This window comes from Agromyces bauzanensis (assembly GCF_014645655.1).
Taxonomy (GTDB): Bacteria; Actinomycetota; Actinomycetes; order Actinomycetales; family Microbacteriaceae; genus Agromyces; species Agromyces bauzanensis.
In genome coordinates this window covers 1-15,539 of sequence record NZ_BMMD01000021.1, presented here as the reverse complement: position 1 = coordinate 15,539, position 15,539 = coordinate 1, and the positions used below count along the sequence as shown (strand labels likewise).

The 15,539-nt window shown below is 72.0% G+C and carries 14 protein-coding genes and 1 pseudogene; 8 read left to right on the top strand and 7 right to left on the bottom strand.

What is annotated here, in order from left to right:
* Positions 1-121: 121 nt before the first annotated feature.
* Positions 122-1,048, top strand: coding sequence for an endonuclease domain-containing protein (locus IEX31_RS15355; protein ID WP_188744282.1), 927 nt, complete (start codon positions 122-124; stop codon positions 1,046-1,048).
* A gap of 64 nt (positions 1,049-1,112) precedes the next feature.
* On the opposite strand, the gene acs is transcribed toward IEX31_RS15355, so the two are convergent.
* Positions 1,113-3,083 (bottom strand): acetate--CoA ligase, encoded by a 1,971-nt coding sequence (acs, locus tag IEX31_RS15350; protein ID WP_188744281.1) that lies wholly within the window; start codon positions 3,081-3,083, stop codon positions 1,113-1,115.
* Between the two features lie 469 nt (positions 3,084-3,552).
* Here acs and IEX31_RS15345 point away from each other — a divergent pair, with 469 nt between their 5' ends.
* The 5 genes from IEX31_RS15345 to IEX31_RS15325 all read left to right on the top strand — a co-directional run bounded on the left by IEX31_RS15345 (position 3,553) and on the right by IEX31_RS15325 (position 6,732).
* On the top strand, positions 3,553-4,644 hold the full coding sequence (locus IEX31_RS15345; RefSeq protein WP_188744280.1) for a TadA family conjugal transfer-associated ATPase: 1,092 nt from the start codon (positions 3,553-3,555) through the stop codon (positions 4,642-4,644).
* Positions 4,641-5,693, top strand: coding sequence for a type II secretion system F family protein (locus tag IEX31_RS15340; RefSeq protein ID WP_229662409.1), 1,053 nt, complete (start codon positions 4,641-4,643; stop codon positions 5,691-5,693). Before IEX31_RS15345 ends, IEX31_RS15340 begins: the two co-directional genes overlap by 4 nt.
* Positions 5,694-5,826: 133 nt before the next feature.
* The gene (locus IEX31_RS15335; RefSeq protein ID WP_188744327.1) at positions 5,827-6,012 is read left to right on the top strand and encodes a DUF4244 domain-containing protein; all 186 of its coding nucleotides are present in this window, start codon (positions 5,827-5,829) and stop codon (positions 6,010-6,012) included.
* 16 nt (positions 6,013-6,028) lie between these two features.
* Positions 6,029-6,337, top strand: a complete 309-nt coding sequence (locus IEX31_RS15330; RefSeq protein ID WP_188744279.1) for a TadE family type IV pilus minor pilin — start codon at positions 6,029-6,031, stop codon at positions 6,335-6,337.
* Positions 6,337-6,732, top strand: a complete 396-nt coding sequence (locus IEX31_RS15325; RefSeq protein WP_188744278.1) for an Rv3654c family TadE-like protein — start codon at positions 6,337-6,339, stop codon at positions 6,730-6,732. Before IEX31_RS15330 ends, IEX31_RS15325 begins: the two co-directional genes overlap by 1 nt.
* Before the next feature lie 15 nt (positions 6,733-6,747).
* Here the strand turns inward: IEX31_RS15325 and IEX31_RS15320 are convergent, their stop codons facing one another.
* The 6 genes from IEX31_RS15320 to IEX31_RS15295 all read right to left on the bottom strand — a co-directional run bounded on the left by IEX31_RS15320 (position 6,748) and on the right by IEX31_RS15295 (position 14,281).
* On the bottom strand, positions 6,748-6,990 hold the full coding sequence (locus tag IEX31_RS15320) for an acyl carrier protein (protein WP_188744277.1): 243 nt from the start codon (positions 6,988-6,990) through the stop codon (positions 6,748-6,750).
* Positions 6,987-8,417, bottom strand: coding sequence for a dihydrolipoamide acetyltransferase family protein (locus IEX31_RS15315; RefSeq protein WP_188744276.1), 1,431 nt, complete (start codon positions 8,415-8,417; stop codon positions 6,987-6,989). The genes IEX31_RS15320 and IEX31_RS15315 overlap by 4 nt, the downstream gene beginning before the upstream one ends.
* A 5-nt stretch (positions 8,418-8,422) precedes the next feature.
* Entirely contained in the window at positions 8,423-9,403 is a 981-nt protein-coding gene (locus IEX31_RS15310) for an alpha-ketoacid dehydrogenase subunit beta (protein WP_188744275.1), read from the bottom strand.
* Complete coding sequence (pdhA, locus tag IEX31_RS15305; protein ID WP_188744274.1) at positions 9,400-10,401, bottom strand: pyruvate dehydrogenase (acetyl-transferring) E1 component subunit alpha; 1,002 nt, start codon at positions 10,399-10,401, stop codon at positions 9,400-9,402. The genes IEX31_RS15310 and pdhA overlap by 4 nt, the downstream gene beginning before the upstream one ends.
* Positions 10,398-12,212: an acetate--CoA ligase gene (gene acsA, locus IEX31_RS15300; RefSeq protein WP_188744273.1), complete on the bottom strand. Its 1,815-nt coding sequence runs from the start codon at positions 12,210-12,212 to the stop codon at positions 10,398-10,400. Before acsA ends, pdhA begins: the two co-directional genes overlap by 4 nt.
* A gap of 98 nt (positions 12,213-12,310) precedes the next feature.
* Positions 12,311-14,281, bottom strand: a complete 1,971-nt coding sequence (locus tag IEX31_RS15295) for an AMP-binding protein (RefSeq protein WP_188744272.1) — start codon at positions 14,279-14,281, stop codon at positions 12,311-12,313.
* Positions 14,282-14,499: 218 nt separating this feature from the next.
* On the opposite strand from IEX31_RS15295, the gene IEX31_RS15290 reads away from it, so the two are divergent.
* The gene (locus IEX31_RS15290; RefSeq protein ID WP_188744271.1) at positions 14,500-15,183 is read left to right on the top strand and encodes a GntR family transcriptional regulator; all 684 of its coding nucleotides are present in this window, start codon (positions 14,500-14,502) and stop codon (positions 15,181-15,183) included.
* Positions 15,184-15,272: 89 nt separating this feature from the next.
* Positions 15,273-15,539: pseudogene (locus IEX31_RS15285) on the top strand (MmgE/PrpD family protein); the annotation flags it as partial.

Sequence of the window (15,539 nt, the reverse complement as noted above, 5' to 3'; positions counted from 1 at the left end):
CCGCGGTCCGCGCCGGAGGCACGTCCCCCACTCGTCCTCCACGGGGCCGCCGCGCTCGTCGCCCGCCCACAGCGGCCCGCGCGGCGGCGGCGGCACGCGGCCTACCCGGCATTCTGGGGCGATGGACGTGCGGGTCGTGGTCAGGAGCATGGGTGGGATCGCCCACCGTGCCGACCTTCATGCGGCGGGGGTGACGCGGCACGCGATCCAGGCCTCGCTTCGACGCGGCGAGCTGACTCCGGTGCGGCGTGATTGGGTCGCGGTGCGGGAGTGCGCGCCCGCGCTGCGCCGGGCGGTCGAGATCGGTGCGCGGTTGAGCTGCGTTTCCGCGGCCGAGCATCTCGAACTGTGGACGATCGCCGACGGCCGGTTCCATGTGGCCGCTTCGCCGACTGTGAGCCGACTGCGCCTGACGCCGACGCCGCCCGGAGCGCGGCCCGCCGAGACGGTGCACTGGGCGAAGCCGAGGGTGCAGGTCACCGCGCGCACCGTCGTCGATCCGCTTGAGAACGTACTGATCGCCGTCGCGCGCTGTCAGCCGCATGAGAATGCCGTCGCCATCATCGACTCCGCGCTCAACAAGAAGCTCGTCGCCCGGTCGCAGTTGGCGCGCTTGGCGGTGACGGTCGGCGGGCGATTCGCCGAGGCGGTCTCGGCATCCGATGCCCGCGCCGACAGCGGGCTCGAGACCCTTCCGAGGATTCGCCTCGCACGGCGTGGGGTGCAGATGGTGCCACAGGTCGCCATCGACGGGCATCGGGTCGACGGACTCGTCGGCGAGCGTCTCGTGCTCCAGTTCGACGGCGACCGGTTCCATTCCACGAAGCACGACCGGCAGCGAGACCGCCGGGAGGATGCCCGGCTGGTGCTGCAGGGGTTCACGGTGCTCCGCTACGGCAGTCCCGACGTGATGGAGACCTGGGAAGCTACCGAGGAGCAGATCCTGTCGGCCGTGGCGCAGGGACTGCATCTCTGGAGTGGCCCGTCGGCCCTGCACCCCGTTTCACAGGAGATCATTCGACGTGCCGGAGGCCCCGGGCTCATCTGATCCTGCGAATCGTGCGTTCTCCTGCAGATCGGCCGGCCGCGGCATCCGTCGTTCGGAACCGGCGCTACCGCACCTGCGAGCTGATCACCTGCATGATCGACGTGTCGGCGAGCGTCGTGGTGTCGCCCACCTCGCGGCCCTCGGCGAGGTCGCGGAGCAGGCGCCGCATGATCTTGCCCGACCGCGTCTTCGGCAGCTCGTTCACGACGAACACCTGACGCGGGCGTGCGATCGCACCGATCTGGGTGGCGACGTGCTTGCGCAGCACCTCGCTCACGTCCTCGAGCGTCGACACCGCCTCCTCCTGGCTCTGCTTGAGGATGACGAACGCGACGACCGCCTGGCCGGTGGTCTCGTCGGCGGCGCCGACCACCGCGGCCTCGGCCGTCCACGGGTGGGCGACGAGCGACGACTCGATCTCCGCCGTGGAGAGCCGGTGACCCGACACGTTCATGACGTCGTCGACCCGGCCGAGCAGCCAGATGTCGCCGTCCTCGTCGCGGCGGGCGCCGTCGCCGGCGAAGTACATGCTCTTGTCAGGCGCCGTGCCGAACTTCTCCCAGTACGTCTCCTTGAATCGCTCGGGGTCGCCCCAGATGCCGCGGAGCATCGACGGCCACGGCTCGGTGACCACGAGGAGCCCGCCGTTCTCGCCGTCTACGGGATCGCCGTCGTCGGCGAGGATGTCGATGGAGACGCCGGGCACGGGCACCTGGGCGCTGCCGGGCTTGAGGTCGGTGATGCCGGGCAGTGCCGAGATCATGATCGCGCCGGTCTCGGTCTGCCACCACGTGTCGACGACCGGGATCGAGCCGCCGCCGATGACGTGGCGGTACCAGATCCACGCCTCGGGGTTGATCGGCTCGCCCACCGAACCGAGCAGGCGCAGCGAGCGCAGGTTGAAGGAGTGCGGGATCTGCCGGCCCATCTTCATGAACGAACGGATCGCGGTGGGCGCCGTGTAGAGGATGGAGACCTTGTAGCGCTCGACGATCTCCCACCAGCGGCCGGGGTGCGGCGTGTCGGGGGTTCCCTCGTAGAGCACCTGGGTCGCGGCGTTCGCGAGCGGGCCGTAGACGACGTAGGAGTGCCCGGTGATCCAGCCCACGTCGGCCGTGCACCAGTAGACGTCGCGCTCGGGGTGCAGGTCGAACACGGCCTTGTGCGTGAACGCCACCTGGGTGAGGTAGCCGCCGGTCGTGTGCAGGATGCCCTTCGGCTTTCCGGTGGTGCCCGACGTGTAGAGGATGAACAGCGGATGCTCCGCGTCGAAGCCCTTCGCGACGTGCTCGTTCGAGGCGTTCGCCACGGTCTCGTGCCACCAGAGGTCGCGTTCGGCGTTCCAGTCGATCTCGTTCTCCCCGCGGCGCACCACGAGGACATTGCGCACCGTTCCGCCATCGGTCTTCGCGAGCGCCTCGTCGACGACGGGCTTGAGCGGGAACACCTTGCCCTTGCGGTAGCCGCCGTCGGCGGTGATGACGAGGGATGCCTCGGCGTCGTCGATCCGGGAGGCGAGGCTGTCGGCGCTGAACCCGCCGAACACGACCGAGTGGATGGCGCCGATGCGCGCACACGCGAGCATCGCGACGACCGCCTCGGGGATCATAGGGAGGTAGATGGCGACGCGGTCCTGCTCGCCGATGCCGAGCTCGGTCAGCACGTTCGCGGCGCGCTTGACCTCGTCGGTGAGCTCGGCGTACGTGATGTCGCGGCGGTCGCCGGGCTCGCCCTCCCAGTGCAGGGCGACACGGTCGCCGAGGCCCGCCTCGACGTGACGGTCGAGGCAGTTCACGGCGACGTTGAGCTCGCCGTCGTCGAACCACTTGGCGAAGGGCGGGTTGGACCAGTCGAGGGTGCGCGTGAACGGCTTCTCCCATCGGAGGAGCTCACGGGCCTGGTCCGCCCAGAAGCCGAGGCGGTCGGCGCGCGCGGCCTCGTACAGGTGCTCGTCGGCGACGGCTTGGGCGGCGAACTCGGGGCTCGGGCGGAAGCGCCTGATCTCCTCGAGCGCGTGATCGATCTGAACGGTCATGATTGTCCGGTCGCTCCTTCGCGAATCACTTCATGGGTTGGGTCGCCTGCCCCACCCAGCACGATACCTTGCGGTCGCGACCTGCTCGTAACCGGACGGTCACTCTCCGCGTAACGGCGCATCCGGTTCCGTGGGGTAGTACAGTGGCTACTGTGCCTTTGCGCAGAGAAATCTGTGTGTCCGCACAAATGAGGACGAAAAGTGCTTGCGCATCCTTCCTCAGGCAATACACTGAGTACCGCCCGAACACTCGTTTCGAGGCCTGCAGCGCTCGTGATTCCCCCCAATCCTTGCGCTGCCGAGGCGGCACCTGTTCCCCCCAATGGGTGCCGCCCCCTTTCGTTAACCGGCGTCGCCATGGCGTCGCCGGCGGGTCGAGTCCTCCTCCACAACGACGTGGGGGAGGCTCATTCCTCACCTTCGCCCGAGCGGATGCCGCGGCCACGTGCCTGCGGCCTACCGTCGCCGCATGACCATCCCCTTCGTCGCCACCCCGTCGTGGGAGCGAGAGCCACGACGAGTCGCCACGGCGCCCGGCGCGGCTGCGGCCGACCCGCCTGAACTCCTCGCACACGGGTTCGATCATCCGGTCGACCGCGGCACGTCGCTGTCGGGTCGAACCTCGCTCGCCGCTGCCGATGACGCGCTGGCCGTGCTCGGACCGCTCGCGCCGTTCGCGGCATCCGGCCCCGTGACCGACCTCTTCGTGAACGGGCCCGGCGGCCTGTGGATCGATCGCGGCGCCGGTCCCGAGCCCGAGCCGTCGTGGACGGCCGACGAGGCCGAGGTGCGCGCGCTCGCCGTGCGACTCATCGCCCGCGGCGGTCGTCACATCGACGAGGCGACGCCGGCGGTCGACGTGCGGCTCGGTCGCGGCATCCGCGTGCATGCCGTGCTGCCGCCGGTGTCGACCCGCGGCACCCTGCTGTCGGTGCGCGTGCCGCGCGCGTCGGGCTTCCCGCTCGCCGCCCTCGCCCGTGCGGGCATGGTCGATGCCGCGCAGGAGGCGATGCTGCGCGACGCGGTGGCGACCCGGAAGAACCTGCTCGTGACGGGTGCGGGCGGCGCAGGAAAGACGACGTTCCTCGCGGCGCTCCTCGGCGAGGCATCGGAGCGCGAGCGCATCGTGCTCATCGAGGACGTCGCGGAGCTCACGGTCGACCACCCTCATGTGGTCTCGCTCGAGGCGCGGCAGGCGAACCTCGAGGGCGCCGGACGGCTCGGACTCGATGCGCTGCTCCGCGAGGCCCTGCGCATGCGACCCGACCGGCTCGTGGTGGGGGAGTGCCGCGGGGCCGAGCTGCGTGAGCTCCTCGCCGCACTGAACACCGGCCACGACGGCGGCGCCGGCACCCTGCACGCGAACTCGCTCGACGACGTGCCGGCGCGGCTCGAGGCGCTCGGCTCGACCGCCGGACTGTCGCCCGACGCCGTGGCGCGCCAGACGGTGAGCGCGTTCGACCTCGTGCTGCATGTCGAACGCGTCGAAGGGCGGCGTCGCCTCGCGCAGGTCGGCCGGTTCCGGCTACACGGCGACCGGCTCGCGGTGGAGGCTGCGTGACCGGGCGGATGTCGCGGCCGCTCGTGCTCGCGACGCTCGGCGATCGCATCGCCGCGTTCCGGCGTCGTCCCGACCCGGCCGCCGACCTCGATGCCATCGCCGCGGTCACCGAGCGCCTCGCGGTACTGCTCTCGGCGGGCGTGCCGGCGCCCGCGGCGTGGGCGCATGTCGGCGAGGGTGCCGCAGGGGATCCGGGCGGGCCTCCGGCTCGCCGGCTCGGTCGCCCGGATCGTGTCGGCTCCCACTCCGATCGCGCCGTGCTCGGGGCCGCGGCGCGGGCGGCGGCCGACGGCGCGTCGGTCTCGGGCGCGATCGCCGGCGCGACGGCCGACGACGCGGCATCCTCTGGTGCATGGTCGGTGCTCGCCGCAGCCTGGGCGGTTGCGGCCGAGTCGGGTGCCCCGCTCGCGGTGAGCCTGCGCGACCTCGCGGGGGCGCTGCGCGACGAGGCGCAGCTGCGACGCGAGGTGCGCACCGCCCTCGCCGGTCCTATCGCCAGCGCTCGGCTGATGCTGGCCCTGCCGCTCGTCGCGGTCGCCTTCGGCGCACTGCTCGGCTTCGACACGATCGCGATCCTCTTCGGCAATCCCGTCGGCCTGGCGTGCGTCGTGCTCGGCGGGCTCCTGCTCTGGGTGGGTCGTCGCTGGAGCACCCGCCTCGCGACGAGGGCCTCGGCCTCGCGCGCCGACGCAGGACTCGAGCTCGAGCTGCTCGCCATCGCGATGTCGGGCGGCGCCTCCGTCGAGCGGGCGCGCGGCATCGTGCGCGATGCGCTGTCGTCGAACGGTGTCGCGGCGCACGACCGCGGAGCGTCGGAAGCCGTGATCGCGCTCGCCGCACGGGCGGGTGCGCCGGTCTCCGACCTGCTCCGCGCCGAGGCGTTCCGGCTCCGCCGGGTCGCTCGTGCCGACGGTGCCGCACGCGCCGCGGCCCTCGGCGTGCGACTCATGCTGCCGCTCGGGGCGTGCGTGCTCCCGGCGTTCGTGCTGCTCGGCGTCGTGCCGCTCCTCGTCTCCGTCGTCTCGGTCACCCTCGGCGGTGCCGTGTGACGTCACCAGGCTCGTGCCGCCCACCCGCCGGGAGACCGGCAGAACAGGAAGGAACACCACCATGCACCACCAGACCGCGCAGCTCGAGCCCGAGCGCGCCGCACCGGGCGAGCGGGCGGATGGGCGCTCGCCGATGCGCCGCGCGTTCCGCGCCGTCCTCCGACGCGTCGCCGGAGAGCGGGGCGCTGCGACCGCGGAGTACGCCGTCGCCACGATGGCGGCGGTCGGGTTCGCCGGGCTCCTCGTCGTCATCCTGCGGGGCGATGAGGTTCGCGGCATCCTCACCGACCTCGTGCGGAATGCGCTCACGGTCGGCTGATCGGGATCGGGGCAGCGTGACGGCGGAGTTCGCCGTCGCGCTGCCCGCGATCGCCCTCGTGCTCGCCGCGTGCCTCGCGTCGGTCCAGCTGGTCGGGCAGCACGTGCGCCTCACGGATGCCGCGGCCGATGCGGCGCGGGCGCTCGGCAGAGGTGAGTCGGCGGCCGAGGCGGGCGCGATCGCCGACCGGGTGTCGGGCGGGGCGTCGCTCGCCGTGGCGGAGGACGGGGCGTTCGTGTGCGTCACGTTGCAGGCGCCGGGCCGGGGGCTGCTTGCGGCCGTCGTGCTGCGGGCCGAGTCGTGCGCCGTCGCGGGCGGGCACTGATGCGGGCGCCCGGGTTCGTACGCCGTCGGTGGCCTGCGGGTGGTGGTCGTCGCGCCGCCACCCGCGACCGCGGCGCGGCATCCGTGCTCGCGGTCGGCATCGTGGGGGCGGTGGTCGCGCTCACCGCCATGGTGCTCCCGGCGGTCTCCACGTTCGTGGCGTCGCAACGGGCGTCGAACGCGGCCGATGCCGCCGCGCTCGCCGCGGCCGACGCGATCGCGGGCGCGGTGCCGGGCGTCCCGTGCGAGCTCGCCGCGCAGGTGGCGGCGCGCAATGGGGCGACCCTGGGTTCGTGCGACGTCGTCGGCCCGGTGGCGACGGTGAGGGTCGTGGTCTCGTCGTTCGGTTTCGGACTCGACGCGGCGGCGAGGGCCGGGCCGCCCGGATCGGGGTGATGGAGTCGGCGGGCCTCAGCCGTGCGCGGCGATGTAGTCGACGAGTGCCTGCACCGTGGTCAGGCCGGCGTAGTCGTCTTCGGGAGTGCTGACGCCGGTCGACTGCGCGAGCACCTCGAGCAGTCGCAGGAAGTCGAGGGAGTCGAGTTCGAGGTCCTGGCGCAGCCGCGAGGAGGCGTCGAGCCCGTCGGTGTCGACGTCGGGTGCGACCTCGTTGATCGCGGCCAGTACGGCGGCGCGGGCATCCTGCTCGTTCACAGTTCCTCCGGTTTCTGCAGCAACTCGTCGACGCGGGCGAGGAAGCGACCGCCGCGCAGTCCGTCGCTGGCGCGGTGGTCGGCCGACAGCGTCGCGATGACGGTCGGGCGCACGCCGATCAGGCCGTTCACCGCGCGCGGCTGCTCCACCACGCGGCCGAAGCCCACGAGGGCGACCTGCGGCGGGTAGATGACGCCGAACACGGTCTCCACGCCGAGGTCGCCGAGGTTCGTCACCGTGATGGTCGGATCGGCCATCTCGGCGCGATGGAGGCGCCCGGCTCGCGCGCGGGCGACGAGGTCGCGCAACCGCTCCATGAGCTCGTCGAGCGCAAGGGTGTCGGCATCGTGGATCGCCGGCGCGACGAGGCCGCCGCCGCGCAGCGCCACGGCGACGCCGAGGTGTACGGCCGGGCTCGGCTGGAACGCGCCGTCGACGAAGAACCCGTTGATGTCGGGGATCTCCTTGGCGGCCTTCGCGGCGGCTGCGAGGAGGAGCGCCGCGGGCACCAGCCGCGTCGCGATCGGTCGCTCGGCGTTGGTCCGCTGCATCCAGTCCATTGCCGCGCCGAGGTCGATCGTGGTGCTCAGGTAGTAGTGCGGAACCTCGCGCTTCGATCGCGCCATCAGGGCACCCACGGCCCGGCGGAGGTTCGCGACGCGTTCGGCCGCCTCGGCGGGGGTCGCTGCGCGGCGTTCGATCGGCGGGGCTTCGCGTACGGACACCCGCGCGGCCGCGTCCGCCGCGTGACGCAGATCGGCCTCGGTCACGGCGCCACCGGGCCCGGTGCCGCGGACCCCGGCGAGGTCCACGCCGAGTTCGGCGGCGAGGCGACGTGCGCGCGGAGAGGACCGCACCCGACCCGTCGACGCCTCGGGTATCGGCGCCGTCGGCGCTGTCGTCGGGGTCGGCGCAGCCGACGGTTCGGCCGCCGCCTCGACATCGGCGCGCGTGATGGCGCCGTGCCGGCCGGTGCCGTGGAGGTGCTCGACGTCCACGCCGAGTTGGTGCGCGAGATGCCGGATCGGCGGAGTGGCGTGACCGACCGGCTCGTGCTCGCGGGCGGGCTGGGGTTCGCGGGCGGGCTCGGCGCGCGCCGGTGCCGGTGCAGGGGCCGCGGCCGGCGCAGCCGCCGCGGGCGCAGTCGCCCCGAGCCCAGCCGCCGTCGGGCCGGGCGGCGCCACATCGGCGGGCGTCCCCGTGATGCGGGCGATCGGCGTGCCCACGGGCACCGTCTCACCCAGGTCGACCAGGAACTCCGCGACGATGCCCTCCTCGAACGACTCGACCTCCATCACCGTCTTCTCCGTGTCGACCTCGGCGATCAGGTCGCCGCGGTGCACGTAGTCACCCGGCTCGACCAGCCACTCGACGACCTTGCCTCGCTCCATGTCGGCGCCGAGCGACGGCATGCGGAACTCACCCACGGGACTCACCCACCGGGGCCCACCACCTCGCGTGCCGCCGCCACGACGCGCTCGACCGAGGGGAGGGCGGCCTGCTCGAGATGGCGAGCGTAGGGCACGGGCACCTCCTCGCTGCAGACCCGGGCGACCGGGGCATCCAGGTCGTAGAACGCCGACTCCGTGATGCGGGCGCTGATCTCGGCGGAGATGCCGCCGCTGCGCCACCCCTCGTCGACCACGACGACGCGATGCGTCTTGGCGACGGTCGCGAGGACCGCGGCGTCGTCGAGCGGGCGAAGGGTGCGCAGGTCGAGCACCTCCGCGTCGATGCCGTCGGTCGCGAGCGCGTCGGCGGCCCCGAGCGCGGTCGGCAGCGTGCCGCCGTAGGTGATGATCGAGACATCCGCCCCCTCTCGGCGCACGGCGGCGCGATCGATGTCGACCGGCCCCGCGTCATCCGCCAGCTCGCCCGCGACGTTGTAGAGCGAGCCGTGCTCGAAGATGAGCACCGGGTCGGGGTCTTCGAGCGCCGTCCAGAGCATGCCGCGCGCGTCCTCGAGCGTCGCCGGGGTGAGGATGCGGAGTCCAGGGATGTGCGCGAGCCAGCCCTCGAGGCTGTGCGAGTGCTGGGCGGCGAGCTGGCGGCCGCCACCGGTCGTCATGCGGATGACGATCGGCACGTTGAACTGCCCACCCGACATGTGCAGCAGCGTCGCCGCGTTGTTCACGATCTGGTCGAGCGCGAGCAGGCTGAAGTTGACCGTCATGATCTCGACGATCGGCCGCATGCCGCCGAGCGCCGCGCCGATGCCCGCCCCGACGAACCCAGCCTCCGAGAGGGGCGTGTCACGGATGCGCCGCGGCCCGAACTCCTCGAGCAGCCCGAGGCTCACGGCGAATCCGCCGCCGTAGCGTCCGACGTCCTCGCCCATCAGGAACACGCGTTCGTCTCGCTGCAGCGCCTCGCGCATCGCGGCGCGCATCGCTTCACGGTAGGTGAGTTTCACGGTGCCGTCCGTTCGCTGTAGACGAAGCGCGTGAGCTCCTCGACGGGCTCGAGCGTGCCGGCCTCCGCGAACGCGATGGCCGCCTGCACCTCCTCCTCGACCTCGTGCTGAAGCGCCGACCACTCATCGGCCGAGAGCCGGCCCTGGGTCTCGAGGGCGGCGCGGAGCAGTTCGATCGGGTCGCGCTCCATCCACCGCTCGACCTCGGCCTTCTCGCGGTAGCGTTCGGGGTCGAACATCGAGTGCGCCCGGAACCGGTAGGTGCGCAGCTCGAGGAAGTGCGGCCCGGCACCCGCCCGCACGGCGTCGACCGCGCGACGGGCCGCCTCCTCGACCGCGAGCACGTCCATCCCGTCCACCGCCCACGCCGCGATGGCGTATCCCGACGCCTTGAGCGCGATGTCGGTCTGCGACTCCGACCGCTCGAGGGCCGTGCCCATCGCGTAGAGGTTGTTCTCGCAGCAGAACAGCACGGGCAGGTCCCAGAGCGCCGCGAGGTTCATGCTCTCGTGGAACTCGCCCTCGGCCACCGCGCCCTCGCCGAAGAAGCAGACGGTTACGCGGTCGCGTCCCGACAGTTTGTCGGCGAGCGCCAGGCCCACCGCGAGCGGCAACCCGCCGGCGACGATGGCGTTGCCGCCGTAGAAGCGAGTCGCGGCGTCGAAGAGGTGCATCGATCCGCCACGGCCCCGGCAGCATCCTTCCGCGTGACCGTACATCTCCGCCATGATGGCGTTCGCCGAGACCCCCCGCAGCAGGGCGTGCCCGTGCTCCCGGTACGTGGCGACGACCGCGTCATCCGGCGCGAGCACCGACATGACCCCGGTGGCGACCGCCTCCTCGCCGATGTACACGTGCAGGAATCCGCGGATCTTCGTCGCGCTGTACAGTTCGACGCACGCCTCCTCGAACCGGCGGACGCGCACCATCTGGCGCAGCAGGTGACGCACGTGCTCGGGGTCGCGCGCGATGGCCGCGGCCGTCTCCTCCTCGGTCATCGCCCCGCCTCCAGCGTCGACGTGTCGCCTTCCGGCAGCCCGAGCTCGCGGGCCTTCAGCAGGCGGCGGAGGATCTTGCCGCTGCGCGTCTTCGGCAGCGCCGTGATGAACTCGAGTTCCCGCGGGGCGACGGCGGCGCCGAGTCGCTTGCGAGCGAATCCGATGATGTCGAGCCTGAGGGCGTCGGATGCCTCGAACCCGGGTCTCAGCTCCACGAACGCCTTGACGACCTCGCCGGCGACGGCGTCGGGCACCCCGATGACGCCCGCCTCGGCGACCGCGTCGTGCTCCATGAGCGAGCTCTCCACCTCGAACGGGCCGATGAGGTGCCCCGAGGACTTGATGACGTCGTCACCGCGTCCGACGAACCAGTAGTAGCCGTCCGCGTCGCGGCGCGCGAGGTCGCCCGTGAGGTACCAGCCGCCGACGAAGCACCTGCGGTACCGCTCCTCCTCGTTGAGGTAGCCGCGGAACATCGACGGCCAGCCCGGACGCAGGGCGAGCTCGCCCATGGCGTCGGGGTCGGTGACGAGCTCGACCTCGCCGTCGCGCACGACGGGCGCGCCCGTGTCGTCACGGGCGACGATGGCCGCCTCGATGCCGGGCAGCGGGCGCCCCATCGAGCCGGGCCGGATGTCCATGGCCGGGTAGTTCGAGATCATGATGCCGCCCGTCTCGGTCTGCCACCAGTTGTCGTGGATCGGCAGGCCGAACGCCTCCAGCCCCCACACGACGACCTCGGGATTGAGCGGCTCTCCGACGCTTGCCACGAATCGCAACGACGACAGGTCGTGCGCCTTCGCCCGCTCGGCCCCGGCCTTCATGAGCATGCGCAGCGCCGTCGGCGCCGTGTACCAGACGGTGACGTGCTGCTCGGCGAGGATGCGGTACCAGCGTTCGGCGTCCATCTCCTCCTCGTCGACCACGGTCGTCACGCCGTGCACGAGCGGGGCGATGATCCCGTACGAGGTGCCCGTGACCCAGCCGGGGTCGGCCGTGCACCAGTAGACGTCGTCGGGGTGCAGGTCGAGGGCGAAGCGACCGGTGGCGTAGTGCGCCGTGACGGCGTCGTGCACGTGCACGGCGCCCTTCGGCCTGCCCGTGGTGCCGCTCGTGAAGTGCAGCAGCGCCATGTCCTCGGGCTGCGTTGCCGCGATCTCGCCGTACGGCGGTGCCTCGGCGATGAGCGCGCCGAGGTCGAGCGTGCCGCGTTCGGGTTCGCCGTCCGCGTCGACGAGGAGCACGTGCCGCAGGGCGGGCAGTTCGTCGCGCAGGGCGGCGACCTTCCTGCGGTAGAGCGCACGGGTCGTGACGAGCACGCTGCCTGCGCCGAGTTCGAGTCGCTGCCGCACCGGCTCGGGTCCGAACGCGGAGAACAGGGGGCAGAACACGGCCCCGTGCTTCAGGGTGCCGAGCACCGCGGTGTAGAGCGCCGGCGAGCGGCCGAGGAGCGAGAACACGCGCTCGCCGCGCTGGACGCCCAGAGTCCGGAGCAGGCTGGCGAACCGATCGGTCTGCTCGGAGAGCTCTCGGTAGCTGAGCGAGCGGATGCCGCCATCCGCGCGAACGAACCGCAGGGCGTCACGCTGCGCCAGCTCGCCGGCGGCGTGCCGGTCGACCGCCTCGTACGCGATGTTCACGCCCCCGCCGGGAAGCCCCGAGAGAGCGCGTCGCGCGTCGTCCCACGTGAACGACGCGCGGACCTCGTCGTAGTCGACGAGGTTGGGCGTCACCGGCAGCGCCGCGACGTCCTTGGTGATCATGGGCCAACGGGTGGCCGACGGTGCCGTTGCGGGCGTCGATGCCTCCATGGTCTGAGGCTATGCCCGCCGCGCGGCGCACCACGGGTCCTTCGTCCCGTCGGCCGTCGGCGGCAGCTGAAGCGGCGGGGTCGACGCGACGCATCGGCCTATCGCCGCAGCGCGGACTCGAGCGCCGTGAGCACGGTCGGGTCCTCGATCGTCGCGGGTACCTCGTAGGGCTCGCCGTCGGCGATCTGGCGCATGGTCTTGCGTAGGATCTTGCCCGACCGTGTCTTCGGCAGCCGTTCGAGCACGGTCACGTCGCGGAACGCGGCCACCGGCCCGACCGTCTCGCGCACGAGCGCGACGACCTCCCTCGCGAGCACGTCGTGGTCGATGGTCTCGCCGTGCTTGAGCGTCACGAACCCGGCCGCACGCTGGCCCTTGAGCTCGTCCCTGATGCCGATCACGGCGACCTCCGCGATGGCCGGGTGGTGGTTGATCGCCTCCTCGAGCCCACCCGTCGAGAGCCGGTGCCCGGCCACGTTGATGACGTCATCGGTGCGCCCCATGACGTAGACGTAGCCGTCGTCGTCGAGGTACCCGCTGTCGCCGGTCGCGTAATGGCCCGGGAACGCGGTGAGGTACGAGGACACGTACGTCTCGTCGCCGCCCCAGAGCGTGGGCAGGCTGCCCGGCGGGAGCGGCAGCCCGAGCACGATGTTGCCCTCCGTGCCGACCGGAACCGGCCGACCCTTCCCGTCGACGATCGCGACCCGGTAGCCCGGCACGGGCACGGTGGGGGAGCCGGGCTTCACCGGCAGCGGCTCGATTCCGCGGGGGTTCGCGGCGATCGCCCAGCCCGTCTCGGTCTGCCACCAGTGGTCGATGACCGGGCAGTGCAGTGCGTCGTTGATCCAGTGGTACGTCTCGGTGTCGAGGCGCTCGCCGGCGAGGAACAGCGCCTCGAGGCTCGACGTGTCGTACCGCTTCAGGTGTTCGAGGTCGGGGTCCTCGCGGCGGATGGCGCGTACCGCCGTCGGCGCCGAGAAGAGCACCTTGACCCGGTACTCGTCGACCATCCGCCAGAACGCCCCGGCGTCGGGCGTGCCCACGGGCTTGCCCTCGTAGAGCACGGTGGTCGCCCCGGCGAGCAGGGGGCCGTAGACGATGTAGCTGTGGCCGACCACCCATCCCACGTCGGAGGCTGTCCACATCACGTCGCCGGGGTGGATGTCGTAGATGTTCCGCATCGACCAGGCGAGCGCGACGGCGTAGCCGCCGTGATCCCGCACGACGCCCTTCGGCGTTCCGGTCGTGCCCGACGTGTAGAGGATGTAGAGCGGGTCGGTCGAGGCGAGCTCGACCGGCCCGACCGGCTGGGCCTCCGCCAGCTCCTCCTCCCAGTCGAGCCAGTCGACGCCGACGCGGCCGTCGAACTCCGCCGCGCTGCCCGCGACCGCTTCGCGGTTCCGCACGATCACCCCTCGCACGCTGAGCTCGTCTTCGGGGATGACGCTGATCGAGGTGGTCGTGGCATCCGTCACCGAGCGGTCGCCGACGATCATGGCCAGGGCCTTCTCGATGATCGGCAGGTACTCGACGCTGCGACCGGGCTCGAGGCCGCCCGAGGAAGTCACGATGAGCTTGGGCTCGGCGTCCTGGATGCGCACCGCGAGCTCGTTCGCCGCGAAGCCGCCGAAGATCACCGAGTGCACGGCGCCGATGCGCGCGCAGGCGAGCATCGCGATGACGGCCTCGGGCGTCATCGGCAGGTAGATCGCGACGCGATCGCCCTGCTCGACGCCGTTGTTGCGCAACACGCCGGCGAACAGCGAGACCTCGTGCAACAGCTCGGCGTACGTGAAGGTGCGCTTCGAGCCGGTCATCGCCGAGTCGTACGCGAGCGCGACCTGGTCGCCGCGACCGGCGGCCACCCAGCGGTCGAGGGCGTTGGCGCTCACGTTGAGCGTGCCGTCGGGGAACCACCGGTAGATCGGCGCCGCGCCGTCGTCGAGGGCGCGTCTCGGGGCGCGGGTCCAGTCGACGAGTCGGGATGCCTCGAGCCAGAACTCCTCGGGATGTTCCATGCTCCGGCCGTACTCGTGCGCATACCCGTGCGTCCTGCTCGTGCCCATCGCCGCTCCTCCCCGTCGAGGCGGGCGACGGTGCCACTGCCTCGGGACGTGCTGTCGTGCTCGTGTCCACCTTGGCGCGAGACCCCTCCAATGTATACACAACGGTCGGAAATTGCGAGTCGACTCGAGAGAATCGCAGAAAATCCGGGGGTGACTTGCCGTGGGTCGCCGACCCGTGTATACATGGACTCGAACGCCGAGGTCGACGGGAGGAACTCATGCGAGCCAGCGACCGTGCCTATCGCACCCTTCGAACGGAGGTCCTCGACGGCAGCCTCGAACCGGGCACCGTGTTGCAGGAGGTCGAGCAGGCCACCAGGCTCGGCGTGAGCCGCACCCCCGTGCGTGAGGCGCTGCGGCAACTCGCGGCCGACGGGCTCGTCGATGCGTCCGGCCGCGGTGCGGTCGTCACCGCCTTGTCGCGCGACGACATCGCGGCACTCTACGAGCTGCGTGAGGCGCTCGAGGCCAAGGCGGCCGCACTCGCTGCACAGCGGGGTGATGCGGTTCCGTTCCTCCTCATCCGGGATCGGCTGCTCGGCGCGCCACAGCTCCTCGCGCAGGGCGAGCCGGGGCTCGTCCCGTATTTCGACATCGTCGACGATCTCGACGACGCCATCGAGGAGGCCGCCGCCAATCCGTTCCTCGCCACGGCCCTGCGCAGCGTGCAGCTGCACTCAGCGCGCATCCGCCGCTTCTCGCGGCACAACCCCGAACGACTGCGCGCGGCCGCCGGCGAGCACCTGCTCATCGTCGAGGCGATCCTCGCGCGCGACGCCGAGCTCGCCTCCCAAGCCACCCACGTGCATCTGCACATGAGCCTCACGAACGCCCTCGCCACGGCGCCCGGCACGGTCGGCGAGGCGGACGAGGGCACGGCACTCGGGCCGAGGGTGGCCTGAAGCGGCATCCGTTCGCCCGACCTCGCCGACCGAGACCACCGGCACGACCGACCGACCCGAACCACCGAACACCACCGAAAGGCCCCACAGTGCAGACCCATCACGTGCGCGTCCACCGCAGCGACGAGAATCTCGCCCGCGACGGCCAGCTGGCCTGGCAGCTCGCGGGCGTCGCGACCGACCCGGTCGAGGTCGACGACGTCGTCGTCGAGATGGTCGTCAACCGCGTGATCGACAACGCGGCGGTGGCGGCGGCCGCGCTCGCGCGCAAGCCGGTGGTGTCGGCGCGCAGCCAGGCGCTCGCACATCCGGTCTCGATCGGCGGCGACGGCGCCACGGTGTTCGGAGCGGATGCC

Bases quoted from the DNA above. Each gene is read 5' to 3' on its own strand.
- IEX31_RS15295 (WP_188744272.1), bottom strand. From the start codon at position 14,281: ATGGGCACGAGCAGGACGCACGGGTATGCGCACGAGTACGGCCGGAGC.
- IEX31_RS15335 (WP_188744327.1), top strand. From the start codon at position 5,827: ATGCGCCGCGCGTTCCGCGCCGTCCTCCGACGCGTCGCCGGAGAGCGG.
- pdhA (WP_188744274.1), bottom strand. From the start codon at position 10,401: ATGACCGAGGAGGAGACGGCCGCGGCCATCGCGCGCGACCCCGAGCAC.
- IEX31_RS15355 (WP_188744282.1), top strand. From the start codon at position 122: ATGGACGTGCGGGTCGTGGTCAGGAGCATGGGTGGGATCGCCCACCGT.
- IEX31_RS15325 (WP_188744278.1), top strand. From the start codon at position 6,337: ATGCGGGCGCCCGGGTTCGTACGCCGTCGGTGGCCTGCGGGTGGTGGT.
- IEX31_RS15290 (WP_188744271.1), top strand. From the start codon at position 14,500: ATGCGAGCCAGCGACCGTGCCTATCGCACCCTTCGAACGGAGGTCCTC.
- acsA (WP_188744273.1), bottom strand. From the start codon at position 12,212: ATGGAGGCATCGACGCCCGCAACGGCACCGTCGGCCACCCGTTGGCCC.
- acs (WP_188744281.1), bottom strand. From the start codon at position 3,083: ATGACCGTTCAGATCGATCACGCGCTCGAGGAGATCAGGCGCTTCCGC.
- IEX31_RS15345 (WP_188744280.1), top strand. From the start codon at position 3,553: ATGACCATCCCCTTCGTCGCCACCCCGTCGTGGGAGCGAGAGCCACGA.